Origin of the sequence: Brevundimonas sp. (assembly GCF_035627055.1) — a bacterium.
In the GTDB taxonomy this organism is placed as follows: Bacteria; Pseudomonadota; Alphaproteobacteria; order Caulobacterales; family Caulobacteraceae; genus Brevundimonas.
Genome location: NZ_DASPMM010000018.1, coordinates 207357 through 223667, shown reverse-complemented (window position 1 = coordinate 223667; position 16311 = coordinate 207357). Strand labels below are relative to the sequence as shown.

The following is a 16311-nucleotide window of genomic DNA, read 5'->3' as shown; positions in this document are numbered from 1 at the left end:
GCTCACGTCAGGGAGACGCCTTGCGTTCGAAGGCGGGCAAGGGCCCGCGGAGGACGAGACGGGCTGTCGTCCTTCGTGTCCTTCGTGCCCGCTTGGTGGTCTTGGTGATGAACCAGGGGGGGGCGGACCGGACCCTCCACCATCCGGCGCCTGCGGCTCCGGATGGTCCCCCTCCCCATCGCTGGCGACGGGGAGGAGACGGGGTCAGGGCGCCAGCGTTCCCGTGCCCTCGATTTCCACGGGGCCCGTCATGAAGACGTGGCCGGTGGTTTCGTCCCAGTCGATGACGAGGTCGCCGCCGTCGGTCTGGATGACGGCGTGGCGGCCGGTCAGGCCGCGGCGGGCGGCGGCGACGAGTGCGGCGCAGGCGCCGGTGCCGCAGGCCCGGGTCAGGCCGGCGCCGCGCTCCCAGACGCGCAGCCGGATGCGGTCGGGCGCGAGGACGTTGGCGAAGCCGACGTTGACGCCCTGGGGGAACAGCGGGTGGTGCTCGACCAGCGAACCGGAGCCGCGCACGAAGGCGTCGTCCTGGCGGTCGGTGAAGAAGACCACGTGCGGATTGCCCATCGAGACGGCCCCGGGGGTGTGCAGGAGCGGCGCGTCGATGGGGCCGACCTGAAGTTCGATGCCGCGGGTGTCCATCTCCTCCGCGAGGGGCACCTCGGTCCAGTCGAGGCCGGGAGCGCCCATGTTTACCCTGACCTGATGCGGTCCGGCGCGCGACGCCGTGGTGGGGCCGCCGAGGGTGTCGATGACGACGGACTCCTGGCCGGTCGACTGCATCAGCAGCCAGCCGACGCAGCGCAGGGCGTTGCCGCAGGTCTCGACCTGACCGCCGTCGGCGTTCCAGACGCGCATGAAGGCGTCGGCGCTTTCGGACGGCTCGATGGCGATCAGCTGGTCGCAGCCCTGACCGGTCTGGCGGTCGGCGATGGCGCGGGCCTGGTCGGCTGTCGGCGCGAACGGCGTTTCCAGCGCATTGACGACCACGAAGTCGTTGCCGGCGCCGTTCATGCGGACGAAAGGACGGGTCATGGGAGGCGATATAAGCCTTGCCGGTTCCTTGCGCGAGCGACGCGCGTTATCGCTGGGTGATGAGCCGTTCAGACGCCCCGCCCAGAGACGAGCCGAGCCGCCAGGGATGGCGGCTTCGGGCGCGGATGCGCTACCTCTACCATGGCTCCTCGCCGGCGGCGGTGCGCTTCCGGCTGACGGTCATCGTCGTCGATATCGCCATCATCGCCTTCTTCCTCGCCGCCCCGATCCTGAGGGAGGCGGGCTGGGCCTTCTACGTCGTCGACGTCATCGTCGCCCTGGTCCTGGCCATCGACCTGGCCTCGCGCGCCCTCGCCTATACCGACATCAAGGACTGGCTGAAGAAGCCGTCGACCTGGATCGACCTGTTCATCCTCGCCACCCTGATGTTCCCGCAGTCGCTGTACAATTTCGGCTTCCTGCGGATGCTGCGGCTGTGGACCCTGCTGAGCTCGGACTTCTTCTGGCGCACGGTCGGGCAGAAGTTCGACGACACCCGGGTCGAGGAGGTGACGCGGGCGCTGGCGGCGCTGGTCACCTTCATCTTCGTGGCCACCGGCTTCGTCTATGCGACGTTCCGCGGCCGGCACGAGGACCTGCACGGCTATCTGGACGCGCTGTATTTCACCGTCTCCAGCCTGACCACCACCGGCTACGGCGACATCACCCTGCCGGGCAACTGGGGCCGGGTGCTGTCGATCATCATCATGCTGACGGGCATCACCCTGTTCGTGCGGCTGGCCCAGACCCTGGTGCGGCCGCACAAGGTCAAATTCCCCTGCCCCGTCTGCGGCCTGCAGAAGCACGACCCGGACGCGGTGCACTGCAAGGCGTGCGGGGAGGTGTTGTGTATTCCGGATGAGGGGAACTGAGGGGAGGGGAGGCAGCAGGCAGCAGGCAGCAGGCAGCGGGGGGACCGCGCTTGGTGGCCGCCGGATCGCATCGCCTCTTGCTGCCCGCTGCCTGCTGCCTGCTGCCTTATCCGTGATGCCGCGCCTCTTGTGAGCGGCCCCCGCCCCGGTAAGGTGCCCCCGACCTAACGTCGGGGACTGCCCATGATCCGCACCGCCGCGCTCGCCGCGCTTCTCGCCACCACCGCCCTTACGAGCGCCGCCATGGCCCAGAATACGCCCGCTCCCGCCCCCGCTGAGGTTTCCGGCGGCGGCTTCGCCACCTCGGAGGCGACGGACCCTTACCTGTGGCTGGAAGAGGTCGAGGGCGAGCGGGCCATGGCCTGGGTCGAGGAACACAATGCGCGCTCGCTGGGCGTGCTGCGCGGCGATCCGCGCTTCGAGACCCTGCACGCGCAGGCGCTGGAGATCGTCCAGTCGCGCGACCGGATTCCCTCGCCGGGGTTCAATCTCGACGGCACGATCGACAATTTCTGGCAGGACGCGACCCATGTGCGCGGGGTCTGGCGGACCACGACGCTGGACAGCTACCGCACGGCCGAGCCGCAATGGGAGACGGTGCTGGACATCGACGCCCTGTCGGCGGCCGAGGGCAAGAACTGGGTGTGGAAGGGCGCGACCTGCCTGCCGCCCGAGGAAACGCGCTGCCTCGTGATGCTGTCGGACGGCGGCAAGGACGCGGTGACGGTGCGCGAGTTCGACCGGACCACGAAGACCTTCGTCGAGGGCGGTTTCGTGCTGCCGGAATCGAAGGGCGGCGTGGCGTGGGTGGACGCGGACACCCTGCTGATCGCGCGCGACTTCGGGCCGGGGTCGATGACCAGCTCGGGCTATCCGATGATCGTCAAGCTGCTGAAGCGCGGTCAGACGATCGATCAGGCGACGACGGTGTTCACCGGCCAGCCGACCGACGTCTCGGTGTCGGGCTATACGCTGCGCGACGCCGACGGGGTCATCAAGGCGACGCTGATCAACCGCGGGGTCAATTTCTACGAAGGCGAGACGCACCGGCTCAACGCCGACGGCACGACGACGAAGCTGGAGCTGCCGGCCAAGTCGAACATCAGCGCCCTGGTGCAGGGCCAGCTGGTGGTGACCACCGACCAGGACTGGACCGCGCCCTCGGGGCAGGAATTCCGCACCGGCGACGTCATCGCCTGGGACCTGGAGCGCTGGCTGGCCGATCCGGCGACGCCGGCGCAGCTGGTCATCCGGCCCGGGGAGCGCGAGGCCATCGAGGGCCTCTCCAACACCCGCAACACACTGGTCGTGGCGCTGACCGAGAACGTGCGCGGCTCGGTCTATGTCTATGAGCCCAACCCGGCCGGCGAGTGGCGCCGGACGCGCCTGGACCTGCCGCAGAACGTCACCGTCGGCGTCGGTTCGGCCAGCGAGCGCGACGACCAGGTCTTCGTCAGCGTGGCCGGCTATCTGAACCCGTCCAGCCTCTATCTGGCCGACGCGGCGAACGGCGCGGCGCCCGAGGTGGTCAAGTCGCTGCCGGCCAAGTTCGACGCCACGGGCATGGTGGTCGAGCAGTTCGAGGCCACCTCGGCGGACGGCACGAAGATCCCCTATTTCGTGGTCCACAACGGCGACATGCCGCTGGACGGGTCGAACCCGACCCTGCTGTACGGCTACGGCGGCTTCCAGTCGTCGCTGCTGCCCGGCTATTCGGCCACGGTCGGCAAGCTGTGGCTGGAGCGGGGCGGCGTCTATGTGGCGGCCAATACGCGCGGCGGCGGCGAGTTCGGGCCGCGCTGGCACCAGGCGGCGCTGCAGGAGAACCGCCAGCGGGCGCACGAGGACTTCCAGGCCGTGGCGCTGGACCTGATCGCGCGCAACATCACCAGCCAGCCGAAGCTGGGGATCATGGGCGGCTCGCAGGGCGGGCTGTTCATGGGGGCGATGCTGACCCAGCGGCCGGACCTGATCAACGCGGCGGTCATCCAGGTGCCGCTGTTCGACATGCTGCGCTACCACAGGCTGCTGGCGGGGGCGTCGTGGATGGCGGAATACGGCGACCCGGACGTGCCGGAAGAGCGGGCGTGGATCGAGCGCTATTCGCCGTACCAGAACCTGCGCGCGGGACAACCCTATCCGGAGGTCTTCATCCACACCTCGACCAAGGACGACCGGGTGCATCCGGGGCATGCGCGCAAGGCGGCGGCGCGGCTGGAGGAACTGGGCTATCCGGTGCTGTTCTACGAGAACACCGACGGCGGCCACGCGGCGGGGGCGAACCTGCGCGAGACGGCGCGGCGGATCGCGCTGGAGTACACCTATCTGAGCCGGCGGCTGATGGATCAGCCGGCGGAGGCCGCGGAGTAAGAGCATGCGTCACCTGATCCTCTCCGCCGCCGTTCCGGCGCTGCTGTTGGCCGCACCCGCGCTCGCCCAGAGCGGCGACCCCCTAGACCAGGCGCACTACGGCAGCCGCATCCACCGGCCGGAGTTGCCCGCTCCCGTGGCGGTCCTGCCCCACTTTCCCGCCGACCTGACCCCCGCCGGCGTGCGGGCGGCGGACGATCATCTGGCGCTGGAGGAGGTGAACGGGACGGAGGCGATGGCCTTCGTGGCCTCGGAGAACGAGAAGAGCCTGGCGGTCCTGACCGGCGACCCGCGCTACGAGACCTTCCGCCAGCAGGCGTTCGACATCCTGTCGGCGACGGACCGGATCCCCTCGCCCTCCTTCCTCGGGGACGGGATCGGGAACTTCTGGCAGGACGCGGCCAATCCGAAGGGGATCTGGCGGCGCACGACGCTGGAGTCGTACCGATCGGACGCCACCCGGTGGGAGACGCTGCTCGACATCGACGCCCTGGCCCGGGCCGAGGGCAAGGACTGGGTGTGGAAGGGCGCGGACTGTCTGGCGCCGGACGAGACGCGCTGCCTGGTGTCGCTGTCGGACGGCGGCAAGGACGCGGTGGTGGTGCGCGAGTTCGACACCTCGACCGGGCTGTGGGTCGAGGACGGCTTCATCCTGCCCGAGGGCAAGCACCGGCTGGAATGGCTGGACCGGGACACCCTGCTGGTGGCCACGGACTTCGGGCCGGATACGCTGACGGAGTCAGGTTATCCTTACATCGTCAAGGCGCTGAAGCGCGGCCAGACGCTGGCTGAGGCGACGGAGGTCTATCGCGGCGACATCGGCGACGGCGGGTATGGGGTCAGTCCGAGCGTGTATCGGGACGGGGCGGGCGTGGTTCAGGCCGTCCTGATCAGCCGGCCGCTGGACACCTTCCGATCTGAGACGTGGGAGCTGGTCGAGGGCCAGCCGGTGAAGCTGGACCTTCCGGAGCGCCTGACGATCTACGGCGTCACCCACGGCGCCCTGATCTTCTCCAACGATGAGCCGTGGACTCACATGGGCCGCGAATTGACGGCGGGCTCACTGCTGTCGCCCTGCCTCGAATGCCTGCGTCCGGTTCCGGACGGCGAACTGGTCCTCTCCAACCGCGCCTTCCGCATTTTCACGCCAGCGACCCGACAGGCGATCTCGGACGTGCGGGTTCTGGACGGCCGCGTTCTCGTGGCCATATCCGACAACGTCATCGGCCGCCTCGCGGTGTTCGAGGATCGCGGAGAGTGGGGCTGGGCGCGCACGGACATCGAAACGCCGGATAATCTGGCGGTCGACCTCGGCGACAGCTCGAAGGCGCGAGGCGAGGTGTTCGTCTCGTCGCAAGGTTTCCTGACGCCACCGACGCTCAGCCTTGCGGAAGTGCCTCCGGGCTCACTGGAGGAGCTCCGCACCGCCCCCGCCCGGTTCGACGCCTCGACCCATATGGTCGAGCAGTTCGAGGCGACGTCGTCGGACGGGACGAAGATCCCGTATTTCGTGGTGCGACCGCGCGACCTGGCCATGGACGGGTCGGCGCCGACGATCATCTACGGCTACGGCGGGTTCCAGGTGTCGAAGCCGCCGGCCTACATCCCGGAGATGGGCCGGCTGTGGCTGGAGAACGGCGGCGTCTACGTCAACGCCAACATCCGCGGCGGCGGCGAGTTCGGGCCGGACTGGCACCAGTCGGTGCTGAAGGAAAACCGTCAGCTGGCCTTTGACGACTATGCGGCGGTGGCGCGCGATCTGCACCAGCGCGGGATCACCAGCCCGCGCCGGACCGGAATCTACGGGCGGTCGAACGGCGGGGTGCTGACCTCGGTGGCGATGACCCAGCATCCGGAGCTGATCAATGCGGCGGTGATCGAGAGCCCGCTGATCGACATGCTGCGCTATCACGAGCTGCCCGCCGGGGCCTCGTGGATCGGCGAGTACGGCGATCCTCGCGCGCCGGAGGAGGCCGCATACATCGCCCGCTACTCGGCCTATCAGCAGCTTCGTCCGGACGCAGAATATCCGCGCGTCTACATCACCACCAACACCCGCGACGACCGGGTGCATCCGGGCCATGCGCGCAAGTTCGCGGCGCGGCTGGAGGCGATGGGGCACGACCACCTGTATTACGAGGAGACGTCGGGCGGGCATTCCAACGACGCCGATCCGGTGGCGAATGCGCGGCGCTGGGCGCGGCACTATGTGTATCTGGCGCAGCAGCTGATGGATTGAGGGCACGAAACCCTCTCCCGGCGGGAGAGGGCCTGAGCCTCCGGGAGCGAAGCGATCGGGAAGGCGAAGGGGTGAGGGGCTCCTGTCGGCCGAGGCTTTCGCTCGTAACCCCTCACCCTTTCGCGCGGGCCAATCGCCCTTGCGGGCTCTTGGGCGCTCAAGCCCTCTCCCGCCGGGAGAGGGTTCTGCGGATCAGGGCGCGCGGTCGGGCCCGGCGGGGGCCATGGGGTCGACCGGCTTGTCGGTCGAGGTCAGGTTGCGCAGGATCAGCGGCACCTGCGACAGGCCGAACGCCGAGGAGGCGATCCAGAGGACGCCGCGGAAGCTGACCCAGACGTCGGCGGGGTCGACATCGCCGCGGCCGATCCGTTCGGCGGCCCAGGCGACCAGCGCCTCGCTGCGCACCAGCTCGTTGACCACGGCGACGCAGAGGAAGAACAGGCCGTAGCGGACGGTCAGGATGCGCCAGGCCCGGTCGTTGATCGGGATGACCGAGCCGAGCAGGGCGCGCAGCGGCTGCTTGCCCATGGCGCGCCCGCCGAGCAGGGCCACGGCCAGGGCGGCGTTGAGCACGGTGACCTTGATCTTGACCCACAGGCCGTCGCCGGTGAGCAGGGTGAGCAGGCCGAAGACGAGGGCGAAACCGCCGACGATCAGCGGCATCAGCGCCAGCCGCTTCTCGACGATGAGGCCGACGGCGACGCCGACCGCCGAGCCGGCGACCAGGAACCAGGTGGCGTTGACCAGGGCCTCGTCGCCCTCGAGGCCGCGCAGGCGGAAGACGAGGAAGGCGAGGCCGAAGGCCAGCAGGCCGCCGAAGTCGACCAGCTGGCGCAGGCCGGATTCCTTTTGCGGCGCGGCGGGCGCGGGGGCGTCGGGCTCACTCATGCTCAGTCCTCGAGTCCCACCAGCGAACGTGAAAAGGCCCGGGCGTCGAACGGTTGCAGGTCCTCGACGCCCTCGCCGACGCCGATCAGCTTGATCGGGGCGTCGGAGGCCTGGGCGACGGGGACGAGGACGCCGCCGCGGGCGGTGCCGTCCAGCTTGGTCATGACCAGGCCGGAGACGTAGGCGGTGCGGCCGAAGATCCTCTCCTGCTCCAGCGCGTTGCGGCCGACGGTGGCGTCGAGCACCAGCAGGGTCTCGTGCGGGGCCTCGGGATCGATCTTCTTCAGCACGCGGACGATCTTGAGCAGTTCGTCCATCAGGGCCGACTTGTTCTGCAGCCGGCCGGCGGTGTCGATCAGGACGACGTCGTAGCCCTCGGCCCTGGCCCGGATGTAGGCGTCGAAGGCGAGGCCGGCGGGGTCGGCGCCGTCGCGGCGGCTTTCGAAGGTCGCGCCGGCGCGCTCGGCCCAGACCTTGAGCTGTTCGCGGGCGGCGGCGCGGAAGGTGTCGCAGGCCACGATCATGACCTTGGCGCCCTGACCGGTCAGGTCGGCGGCGATCTTGCCCAAGGTGGTGGTCTTGCCCGAGCCGTTGACGCCGACGAACAGGGTGACGAAGGGGCGCGGGCCGTCCAGCGGCTCGTAGCGGGCCTCGTGATTGACCAGTTCGGACGCGACGGCTTCGGCCAGGGCCTCCTTGACCTCGCGCTCGTCGGCGCCGGCGCCGAAGCGCAGCTCGCGAAAGCGGGCGACGATGCGGTCGGTCGCGGCCGGGCCCAGGTCGGATTCGAGCAGATGCTCTTCCAGTCCTTCGAGGGCGGCCTCGGACAGGGGTTCCTTGACGAAGGCGGCGACGACCGTGTCGGTCATCTGTTTGGAGGAGCGGGAGAGGCCCTCCGTCAGGCGGGACAGCCAGCCCTTTTTCGGCGCGTCGTTCATGAGGTTGGCTTTAGCGGGGCGAAGCGGGCGCGTCACGCGCTGTCGCTTACACCGTCATCCTCGGACTTGATCCGAGGATCAGAGGGTGAGGCGGGCGGTGCGGGTGGGACGGCCCTGCGACCGGGCCCGCGCCGGCCTCGACGGAGCACCGGATGGCCTGGCCCTCGGGTCAAGCCCGAGGGTGACGGCGGGGAGGTTGGCCACCATCCGTGACCGGCGCGCGTTGTCACGCTAGAACGCCTTGAGCCAGGAACAACGCCCTTGTCCACGACAGCCTTCCACTCCCCCACCACCCACGGATTCGTCCGCGTCGCGGCGGCGACGCCGGTGGTGCATACGGCCGACCCGGTGGCCAACGCCGACGAGCATGTGGCGCTGATCCGGCAGGCGGAGGAGCGGGGCGTGGACCTGCTGGTGTTCCCGGAACTGTCGCTGAGCGCCTACGCCATCGACGATCTGGTCATGCAGGGCGCCTTGCTGGACGAGGTCGAGCGGCAGGTGGCGCGGCTGGCGCCGGTGACGGCGGAGACCGGCGTGGTGGCGGTGGTCGGAGCGCCGCTGCGGCGCGAGGACCGGCTCTACAACTGCGCGGTCGTGCTGGGGAACGGGCGCATTCTGGGAGTCATCCCGAAGACTTACCTGCCCAACTACCGGGAGTATTACGAGAAGCGCTGGTTCTCGGCGGGCGGCGATGTGTCGAGCCGCGACGGTGATCTGAGCGTGGCCGGCGAGGAGGCGCCGTTCGGGGTCGATCTGGTGTTCGAGGCGCCGAACCGGCCGGGCTTCGTCTTCGGGGTGGAGATCTGCGAGGACTACTGGGCCCCGCTGCCGCCGTCGACGCGGCAGGCGCTGTCAGGCGCGCGCATCCTGCTGAACCTGTCGGCCTCCAACATCGTCATCGGCAAGGCCGACGAGCGGGCCCTGTTGTGCGCCAGCCAGTCGGCGCGGGCCATGGCCGCCTATGTGTTCGCGGCCTCCGGCTGGGGCGAGAGCACCACCGACCTGGCCTGGGACGGGCAGGCGACGATCCACGAACTGGGCGCCCGGTTGGCCGACGGCGAGCGGTTCGCGCTCGAGAGCCATCTGACCGTCGCGGACATCGATGTGGAGCGGATCGGGCTGGACCGGCTGCGCAACGGCACCTTCGCCGATTGCGCCCGCGACGAGCTGGACGGCTACCTGTTCGAGCGGGTCCTGTTCGACGCGCGGGAGACGGCGGCGGCGGGCGATCTGATCCGGCCGCTGGACCGGTTCCCGTTCGTGCCGGACGACGAACGGCGGCTGGATCAGGACTGTTTCGAGGCCTTCAACATCCAGGTGCAGGGGCTGATGCGGCGGCTCAAGGCGACCAACGGCGAGCGGATCGTCATCGGCGTCTCGGGCGGGCTGGATTCGACCCATGCGCTGCTGGTGGCGTGCCGCGCCTTTGACCGGCTGGGCCTGCCGAGAAGCGGCATCCTCGGCTACACCATGCCGGGGTTCGCGACCTCGGAGGGGACGAAGTCGAACGCCTGGGCGCTGATGAAGGCGCTGGGGATCACCGGCGCCGAGATCGATATCCGGCCGGCGGCGCAGGCGCTGCTGGAGGGCATCGGCCACCCCTATGCGAAGGGCGAGGCGGTCTACGACATCACCTTCGAGAATGTGCAGGCGGGGCTGCGGACCGACTATCTGTTCCGGCTGGCCAACCAGAACCGGGCCTTCGTTCTGGGCACCGGCGATCTGTCGGAGCTGGCGCTGGGCTGGGCCACCTACGGCGTCGGCGACCATATGAGCCACTACAACGTCAACGGCGGGGTGGCGAAGACGCTGATGCGGCACCTGATCCGCTGGGTCGCCGATCGGGCGGTGGTGGGCGAGGACGTGGTTCCGATCCTGCGCGGCATTCTCGGCACCGAAATCTCGCCGGAGCTGGTGCCGGCCAAGGATGGCAAGATTCAGTCGACCGAGGGAACGGTCGGACCCTATGCGCTGAACGACTTCTTCCTATTCTACGTGACCCGCTTCGGGCTGAAGCCCTCGAAGGTCGCCTACCTGTGCCACGAGGCGTGGAAGGATGCGTCGCGGGGCGACTGGCCGGCGGGGACGCCGGACGCGGAGAAGATCGAATACGACCTGGCGACAATCAAACACTGGCTGCGAAAGTTTCTGGTGCGGTTCTTCCAGACCAGCCAGTTCAAGCGGTCGGCCCTACCGAACGGGCCGAAGGTGGTCACCGGTGGTTCGCTGAGCCCGCGCGGCGACTGGCGGGCGCCGTCGGATTCAACCGCCCGGGTGTGGCTGGACGAGCTTGAGGCCAACGTGCCGGACGCCTGACTGCGCTCCATTCTTTCGTCATCCTCCGGCGCTCCGCAGGAGCGACCGGAGGACCCAGCGGCGCCGAAGGCGATCTGTTCAGCCGCGATGCTCCCGACAGTCTCGCGCTCTCGCGCGCCGCTGGGTCCCCCGGTCTGCGCCGCGAAGCCGCGGCTTGCCGGAGGATGACGAAAGTCAGGGGAGTTCCCCCAAAAACGGAAAGATCGCGGCCTTGGCGTCGGGCTCGTCGAGCATCGGGGCGTGGCCGACGCCGGGAACCTCGACGAAATCCATCTTCGGGGCGCGTTTGCGCATCTTGGCGGCGATGGCCTCGCTGAGCAGGTCGGAGGTCTGGCCGCGGACCAGCAGGACCGGGCGGGCCTTCGCCAGGCGGCTGAACATCGGCCACAGGTTGGGGACCAGCGACTTGGCGCCCGCCGCCTTGATCGGCACGGCGATGTCGGGGTCGTAGTTCAGCACCGGCGCGCCCTCGGTCCCGATCCTGAAGGTGCGGCGGGCGAAGGCGTCCCAGTCGGCGTCGGTGTAGTGCGGGAAGGCGACGGCGTTGAGCGATTTCATGTAGGCGGCGGCCTCGGGCCAGCCGGGGGTGTCGACCTGCTGGCCGGAGTAGGCGGCGATGCGCATCAGCCCTTCCTTCGCCACCTCGGGGCCGACGTCGTTGAGGATGGCCGCGGCGATGACCTTCGAGCGGATGGCGGCGAGCGCCATGGTGATCAGCCCGCCCATGGAGGTGCCGAGGAAGACGGCGCGGGAGACGCCCGCCTGATCCAGCAGGGCCAGCACGTCGTGGGCGTAGTTCAGCGGCTGGTAGGTCATCGGATCGGGCGCGCGGTCCGACTGGCCGCGGCCGCGCACGTCGATGGCCAGCACCCGGCGGCCGCTCTGGGCGATCAGGGGGGCGATGGCGTCGAAGTCGGCCGAGTTGCGGGTCAGGCCGTGGATGGCGATCACCGGCAGCTTCGCCGGGCCGGAGGCGGCGGGATAGTCGCGAGCGTAGAGGCTGAGCCCGTCCGGACTGGTCCAGCGGCGATCGGCGAAGGTCTGGGTCATGCGGGGCTCCGGAGTCTCGCCGGAGTAATTCACCGCCGGACGAATTCCATCAATGGCCGAGGAGGTCTTTTACGAAATGATCCAGGTCACCGCCCTCGAAGCGGAAGCCCGGAATGCCCGCGCGGCGGGCGGCCTCGAGGTCCGAGGCCTGGTCGCCGATCAGGAAGGACCGGGCCGGATCGATGCGGTGGTCGGCGATGGCGCGCAGGATCATGCCCGGATTGGGCTTGCGGTCGGGGTGGTCGGGGTGGCGATAGCGCTCGTCCAGCGCCTCGGCATGGAAGGGGCAGGCGTAGACCGCGCCGATGACCGCCTGTTTCGCGGCCATGCGCCGGACCAGCAGGGTGTTGAAGGTCTTCATCCGCTCTTCGCTGAACAGGCCGCGGGCGACGCCGGACTGGTTGGTCACGACGACGCACAGATAGCCGAGCTGGTTCAGGCGGCGCACGGCCTCGCAGGCGCCGGGGATGAAGCGCAGATGCTCTTCCAGATGGGGATAGCCGGAGTCCTCGATCAGAACGCCGTCGCGATCGAGGAAGACGGCGGGAACGCCGGATGTCATGATGGCCGGGCATACGGCGCCGCGCGCGGTCGTTGCAACCCGTCACGGGAAGTGACCCGGCGGGATTTGGCGTGGCGGCGGACGATTTGCTAGGGAGCGCTGCCACGGCGCGGCCCCGACCGCGCGATTGGAGACCTCCCGGCATGACCATCCCCTTCATCGATCTGCAGGCCCAGCGTCTGCGCCTGAACGGCGCCATCGAGGCCGCCGTGCAGCAGGCCGTCGTCGGCGGCGCCTGGGTGATGGGTCCGCAGGTGCGGCAGTTCGAGGCCGATCTCGCCGCCTTCGGAAAGGCGAAGCACGCCCTGGGCTGCGCCAACGGCACCGACGCCCTGGCCTTGCCGCTGATGGCGTGGGGGATCGGGCGCGGCGACGCGGTCTTCGTGCCGAGCTTCACCTTCGCGGCCACCGCCGAGATCGTGCCGTGGTTCGACGCCGAGCCGGTGTTCGTCGACGTCGATGCGAAGACCTACAACATGGATCCGGGGCATCTGGAGGCGGCCATCGAGGCGACGCTGAAGGAAGGCCGGCTGAAGCCGCGCGTGGTCATCGCCGTCGACCTGTTCGGCCAGCCGGCGGACTATCCGGCGATCAAGGCGATCTGCGACAAGCACGGGCTGAAGCTGATCTCGGACTCGGCGCAGGGCTTCGGCTGCACCATCAATGGCGAGCATCCGCTGAAGTGGGCCGACATCACCACCACCAGCTTCTTCCCGGCCAAGCCGCTGGGCTGCTACGGCGACGGCGGGGCGGTGCTGACCAATGACGACGACCTGGCGCAGCTGATCGATTCCCTGCGGGTGCACGGCAAGGCGGTGGCGCGCGATCTCAAGGGCCGGACCTTCGAGCACGATCCGAAATACATGAACGTGCGCATCGGCCTGAACAGCCGGCTGGACACCATCCAGGCGGCGGTGCTGATCGAGAAGCTGAAGGTGTTCGGCCAGGAGATCGAATGGCGCAACCGCATCGCCGCCCGCTACAACGAGGCCCTGCGCCCGCACGTGGCGGCGGTTCCGGACGTGCCGGCGGGCAATGTCTCCAACTGGGCCCAGTACACCATCGAGCACGACAACCGGGACGCTCTGGCGGCGCATCTGAAGGAACAGGGCGTGCCGACGGCGGTCTATTATCCGATCCCGCTGCACCTGCAGCCGGCCTATGAGACGTATCCGCGCGGGCCGCAGGGCCTGCCGGTCACCGAGCGGCTGAAGGACCGGGTGATCAGCCTGCCGATGCATTCCGATCTGGACGAGGCGACGCAGGATCGCATCATCGCCGCCGTCGCCTCCTTCAAGGGCTGATCCCCATGACCACGCACGAGCCGGTCCTGAAATTCGGCGTCGCCGGCGCGGGCGTCATGGGGCGCAATCACGCGCGGGTGCTGACGGACATCCGCGACGTCGAGCTGACGCACGTGTTCGATCCCGACGCGGTGACGGCCGAGGGCGTGGCCGCGGCCTATGGGGCGACCGCGGTGACCACGGCCGAGGCCTTCGTCGGGGCCGGTCTGGACGCGGCGGTGGTGGCGACGCCGAACCGGCACCACGCCGACCTGTCCGTGGCCCTGCTGGAGAAGGGCGTCCACGTGCTGGTCGAGAAGCCGATCGCCGCCACCCTGGCCGACGCCCGGCGCATGATCGACGCGGCCAAGGCCAACGGCCGGGTGCTGATGGTCGGCCAGGTCGAGCGCTTCAATCCGGCGGTGGACGCGGTCAAGCGGGCCATCGACGGCGACGACATCATCTCGATCCAGATCACCCGCGTCGGCCCCTTCCCGCCGCGCATGGGCGAGGTCGGGGTGGTCATCGATCTGGCCGTGCACGACATCGACATCATCCGCCACCTGACCGACAGCGAGATCGCCGAGGTCCAGCCGCAACTGGCCCGCACCCGCGCCGAGCGGGAGGACACCGCCCTGCTGCAGTTCCGGCTGGAGAACGGGGTGATCGCCCACATCACCACCAACTGGGTCACCCCCTACAAGGTGCGCACCCTGCAGGTGGCGACCCAGAACAAGTTCGTCGTCGCCGACCTGATGACCCGCCAGGTGACCGAATATTTCGGCCAGCAGCCGGACGGCAGCTACTCCACCCGCGGGGTGATGAGCTGGCCGGCCGAGCCGCTGAAGAAGGAGCTGGAGTCCTTCGCGCATGCGATCCGCACCGGCGAGGCGCCGGCGGTGACCGGGGAGGACGGGCTGCGCAATCTGGAAGTGGCGCTGAGGTGCCTGGGCGAGGGCTGAACCCTCTGAGCCGCCCGCGCGTTACCGGCGCATGACCGAGGTCCCCCTCACCCCCGCTCCCGGCGACGAGGCCGAGCCCGGCACGCCCGGGACGGGCGAGAATATCTGCCCGGGCTGCAACGGCACGGGGCTGGTCGGCGACCGGCCGTGCCCGACCTGCGAGGGCTCGGGCAAGGTCATCGAGGGGATCGGCGGCGGCTAGGCGCCCACCACCTGCATGCCCAGCCATTCGGCGATCAGGGCCGGCTTTTCGGCGCCGTCGATCTCGACCGTGACCTCGTGCTTGAGCAGCCAGCGGCCGCCGCCCCTGTCCTCGGCGGAGAGCAGTCTGAAGCGGCCGCGAACCCGCGAGCCGGACAGCACGGGGGCGAGGAAGCGCAGTTTGTCGAAGCCGTAGTTGACGCCCATGACCACGCCCTCCAGCGGCGGCACGGCGTCATAGGTCATGGCCGAGAGCAGGCTGAGGGTCAGGAAGCCGTGGGCGATGGTTCCGCCAAAGGGCGTGGCCCTGGCCGCCTCGGGATCGACGTGGATGTACTGGCGGTCCTCGGTGACCTCGGCGAAGGCGTCGATGCGGGCCTGATCGATGGTGATCCAGCGGCTGACGCCGATCTCCTGACCCACCAGCCCGGGCAGGTCGGCGACGGGCGTGGGCGTACCCTTGCGTTCGGTGCGGCTCATGCGGGGCGGGCTCCGGTCAGGCGATCGGGGTGAAACGGTCTTCGATGATGGCGGCGAACAGCGATGGGTCGACGTTGCCGCCGGACAGGACGACGGCGGTGGTGCGGCCCTGGGCCTGCACCTTGCCGGCCAGCAGGGCGGCCAGCGAGACCGCGCCGCCGGGCTCGACCACCAGTTTGAGCAAGCGGAACGCGTAGCGCACCGCCTCGGCCACCTCGGCGTCGGAAACGGTCTCGACGCGCTCGAGGCGGCGGTTGATCGGGAAGGTCAGCTCGCCCGGCCGGTCGGTCATCAGGGCGTCGCAGATGGTTCCAGGGGCTGGGGCGTGGGTCAGGCGCTCGCCGGCGGCGAGGGACAGCTGGGTGTCGTTGTAGTGCCGGGGCTCGACCCCGATCACCGGCGTGTGCGGCGACAGGGCGGCCATCGCCAGATTGACGCCGGCGATCAGCCCGCCGCCCGAGGCGCCGCAGACCAGCTGGTCGAGGGGCGCGACGCCGAGGGCCTTGGCCTGATCGAGAATCTCGAGGCCGATGGTGCCCTGGCCCTCGATGACGAAGGGATCGTCGAAGGGGCGGACGAGGACGGAGCCCTTCGAGGCGGCGATGTCCTCGCCAATGGCCTCGCGGCTTTCGGTGTAGCGGTCGTACATGCGCACTTCGCCGCCGAAGGCGCGGACGCCCTCGACCTTCACGGTCGGGCTGTCGGCGGGCATGACGATGATGGCGCTGGTCCCGACCATGCGGGCGGCGGCGGCCACGGCCTGGGCATGGTTGCCGGAGGAATAGGCCACGACGCCGCGGGCCTTTTCGTCGTCGGTCAGGCGGCTGATGCGGTTGTAGGCGCCGCGGAATTTGAAGGCCCCGGCCAGCTGCAGGTTCTCGGCCTTGAGCAGGACGCGGCCGCCGACATGGGCGTTCAGGGCCGGGCTCTCGATCAGCGGCGTTCGCACGGCATGGCCGGCGATCTGGCGGGCGGCGTCCTGAACGCCGGCGAAGGAGGCGGTGTGCATGGGACATCCATACCGCGGGATTTCATCCCGGCGAAGCCGGCTTTGAAGGGTGGAAGGTTCATCACAACGAACACAGCGAAGAACCCACAAAGGACACGACGGGGCC

At 69.5% G+C, this 16311-nt stretch carries 14 protein-coding genes; 7 read left to right on the top strand and 7 right to left on the bottom strand.

Features of this window, described 5'->3' with window-relative positions:
• Nucleotides 1-204: 204 nt before the first annotated feature.
• Nucleotides 205-1035, bottom strand: a complete 831-nt coding sequence (dapF, locus tag VEA98_RS09370; RefSeq protein ID WP_324813383.1) for a diaminopimelate epimerase — start codon at nucleotides 1033-1035, stop codon at nucleotides 205-207.
• A 59-nt stretch (nucleotides 1036-1094) separates the two neighbouring features.
• Here dapF and VEA98_RS09365 point away from each other — a divergent pair, with 59 nt between their 5' ends.
• From VEA98_RS09365 to VEA98_RS09355, 3 genes are all read left to right on the top strand, one after another.
• Nucleotides 1095-1907 carry a potassium channel family protein gene (locus VEA98_RS09365; protein ID WP_324813380.1) on the top strand — a complete coding sequence of 271 codons (813 nt, stop codon included), beginning with the start codon at nucleotides 1095-1097 and terminating at the stop codon, nucleotides 1905-1907.
• 183 nt (nucleotides 1908-2090) lie between these two features.
• Nucleotides 2091-4277: a prolyl oligopeptidase family serine peptidase gene (locus VEA98_RS09360; RefSeq protein ID WP_324813377.1), complete on the top strand. Its 2187-nt coding sequence runs from the start codon at nucleotides 2091-2093 to the stop codon at nucleotides 4275-4277.
• A 4-nt stretch (nucleotides 4278-4281) separates the two neighbouring features.
• Nucleotides 4282-6516 carry a prolyl oligopeptidase family serine peptidase gene (locus VEA98_RS09355; protein WP_324813374.1) on the top strand — a complete coding sequence of 745 codons (2235 nt, stop codon included), beginning with the start codon at nucleotides 4282-4284 and terminating at the stop codon, nucleotides 6514-6516.
• Nucleotides 6517-6708: 192 nt separating this feature from the next.
• Here VEA98_RS09355 and VEA98_RS09350 read toward each other — a convergent pair whose 3' ends face one another.
• Both VEA98_RS09350 and ftsY read right to left on the bottom strand, forming a co-directional pair.
• The gene (locus VEA98_RS09350) at nucleotides 6709-7404 is read right to left on the bottom strand and encodes an inner membrane-spanning protein YciB (protein WP_324813371.1); all 696 of its coding nucleotides are present in this window, start codon (nucleotides 7402-7404) and stop codon (nucleotides 6709-6711) included.
• 2 nt (nucleotides 7405-7406) lie between these two features.
• Nucleotides 7407-8342 (bottom strand): signal recognition particle-docking protein FtsY, encoded by a 936-nt coding sequence (ftsY, locus tag VEA98_RS09345; RefSeq protein WP_324813368.1) that lies wholly within the window; start codon nucleotides 8340-8342, stop codon nucleotides 7407-7409.
• A 261-nt stretch (nucleotides 8343-8603) separates the two neighbouring features.
• Here ftsY and VEA98_RS09340 point away from each other — a divergent pair, with 261 nt between their 5' ends.
• The gene (locus VEA98_RS09340; protein ID WP_324813366.1) at nucleotides 8604-10658 is read left to right on the top strand and encodes an NAD(+) synthase; all 2055 of its coding nucleotides are present in this window, start codon (nucleotides 8604-8606) and stop codon (nucleotides 10656-10658) included.
• A gap of 174 nt (nucleotides 10659-10832) precedes the next feature.
• Here the strand turns inward: VEA98_RS09340 and VEA98_RS09335 are convergent, their stop codons facing one another.
• Both VEA98_RS09335 and VEA98_RS09330 read right to left on the bottom strand, forming a co-directional pair.
• A complete protein-coding gene (locus tag VEA98_RS09335) occupies nucleotides 10833-11708 on the bottom strand; it encodes an alpha/beta hydrolase (RefSeq protein WP_324813364.1) in 876 nt (291 codons plus the stop codon).
• Nucleotides 11709-11757: 49 nt separating this feature from the next.
• On the bottom strand, nucleotides 11758-12270 hold the full coding sequence (locus tag VEA98_RS09330; RefSeq protein ID WP_324813362.1) for an HAD family hydrolase: 513 nt from the start codon (nucleotides 12268-12270) through the stop codon (nucleotides 11758-11760).
• Between the two features lie 143 nt (nucleotides 12271-12413).
• Here VEA98_RS09330 and VEA98_RS09325 point away from each other — a divergent pair, with 143 nt between their 5' ends.
• From VEA98_RS09325 to VEA98_RS09315, 3 genes are read left to right on the top strand one after another with little or no spacing between them, the layout of a single operon-like run.
• Nucleotides 12414-13574 carry a DegT/DnrJ/EryC1/StrS aminotransferase family protein gene (locus VEA98_RS09325; RefSeq protein WP_324813359.1) on the top strand — a complete coding sequence of 387 codons (1161 nt, stop codon included), beginning with the start codon at nucleotides 12414-12416 and terminating at the stop codon, nucleotides 13572-13574.
• A 5-nt stretch (nucleotides 13575-13579) separates the two neighbouring features.
• A complete protein-coding gene (locus VEA98_RS09320) occupies nucleotides 13580-14515 on the top strand; it encodes a Gfo/Idh/MocA family oxidoreductase (protein WP_324813357.1) in 936 nt (311 codons plus the stop codon).
• A 31-nt stretch (nucleotides 14516-14546) separates the two neighbouring features.
• Complete coding sequence (locus tag VEA98_RS09315) at nucleotides 14547-14717, top strand: hypothetical protein (protein WP_324813355.1); 171 nt, start codon at nucleotides 14547-14549, stop codon at nucleotides 14715-14717.
• On the opposite strand, the gene VEA98_RS09310 is transcribed toward VEA98_RS09315, so the two are convergent.
• On the bottom strand, nucleotides 14714-15196 hold the full coding sequence (locus tag VEA98_RS09310) for a MaoC family dehydratase (RefSeq protein WP_324813353.1): 483 nt from the start codon (nucleotides 15194-15196) through the stop codon (nucleotides 14714-14716). The two genes, VEA98_RS09315 and VEA98_RS09310, sit on opposite strands and share 4 nt — an antisense overlap.
• A 16-nt stretch (nucleotides 15197-15212) precedes the next feature.
• On the bottom strand, nucleotides 15213-16205 hold the full coding sequence (locus tag VEA98_RS09305) for a threonine/serine dehydratase (RefSeq protein WP_324813351.1): 993 nt from the start codon (nucleotides 16203-16205) through the stop codon (nucleotides 15213-15215).
• Between the last annotated feature and the right edge of the window lie 106 nt (nucleotides 16206-16311).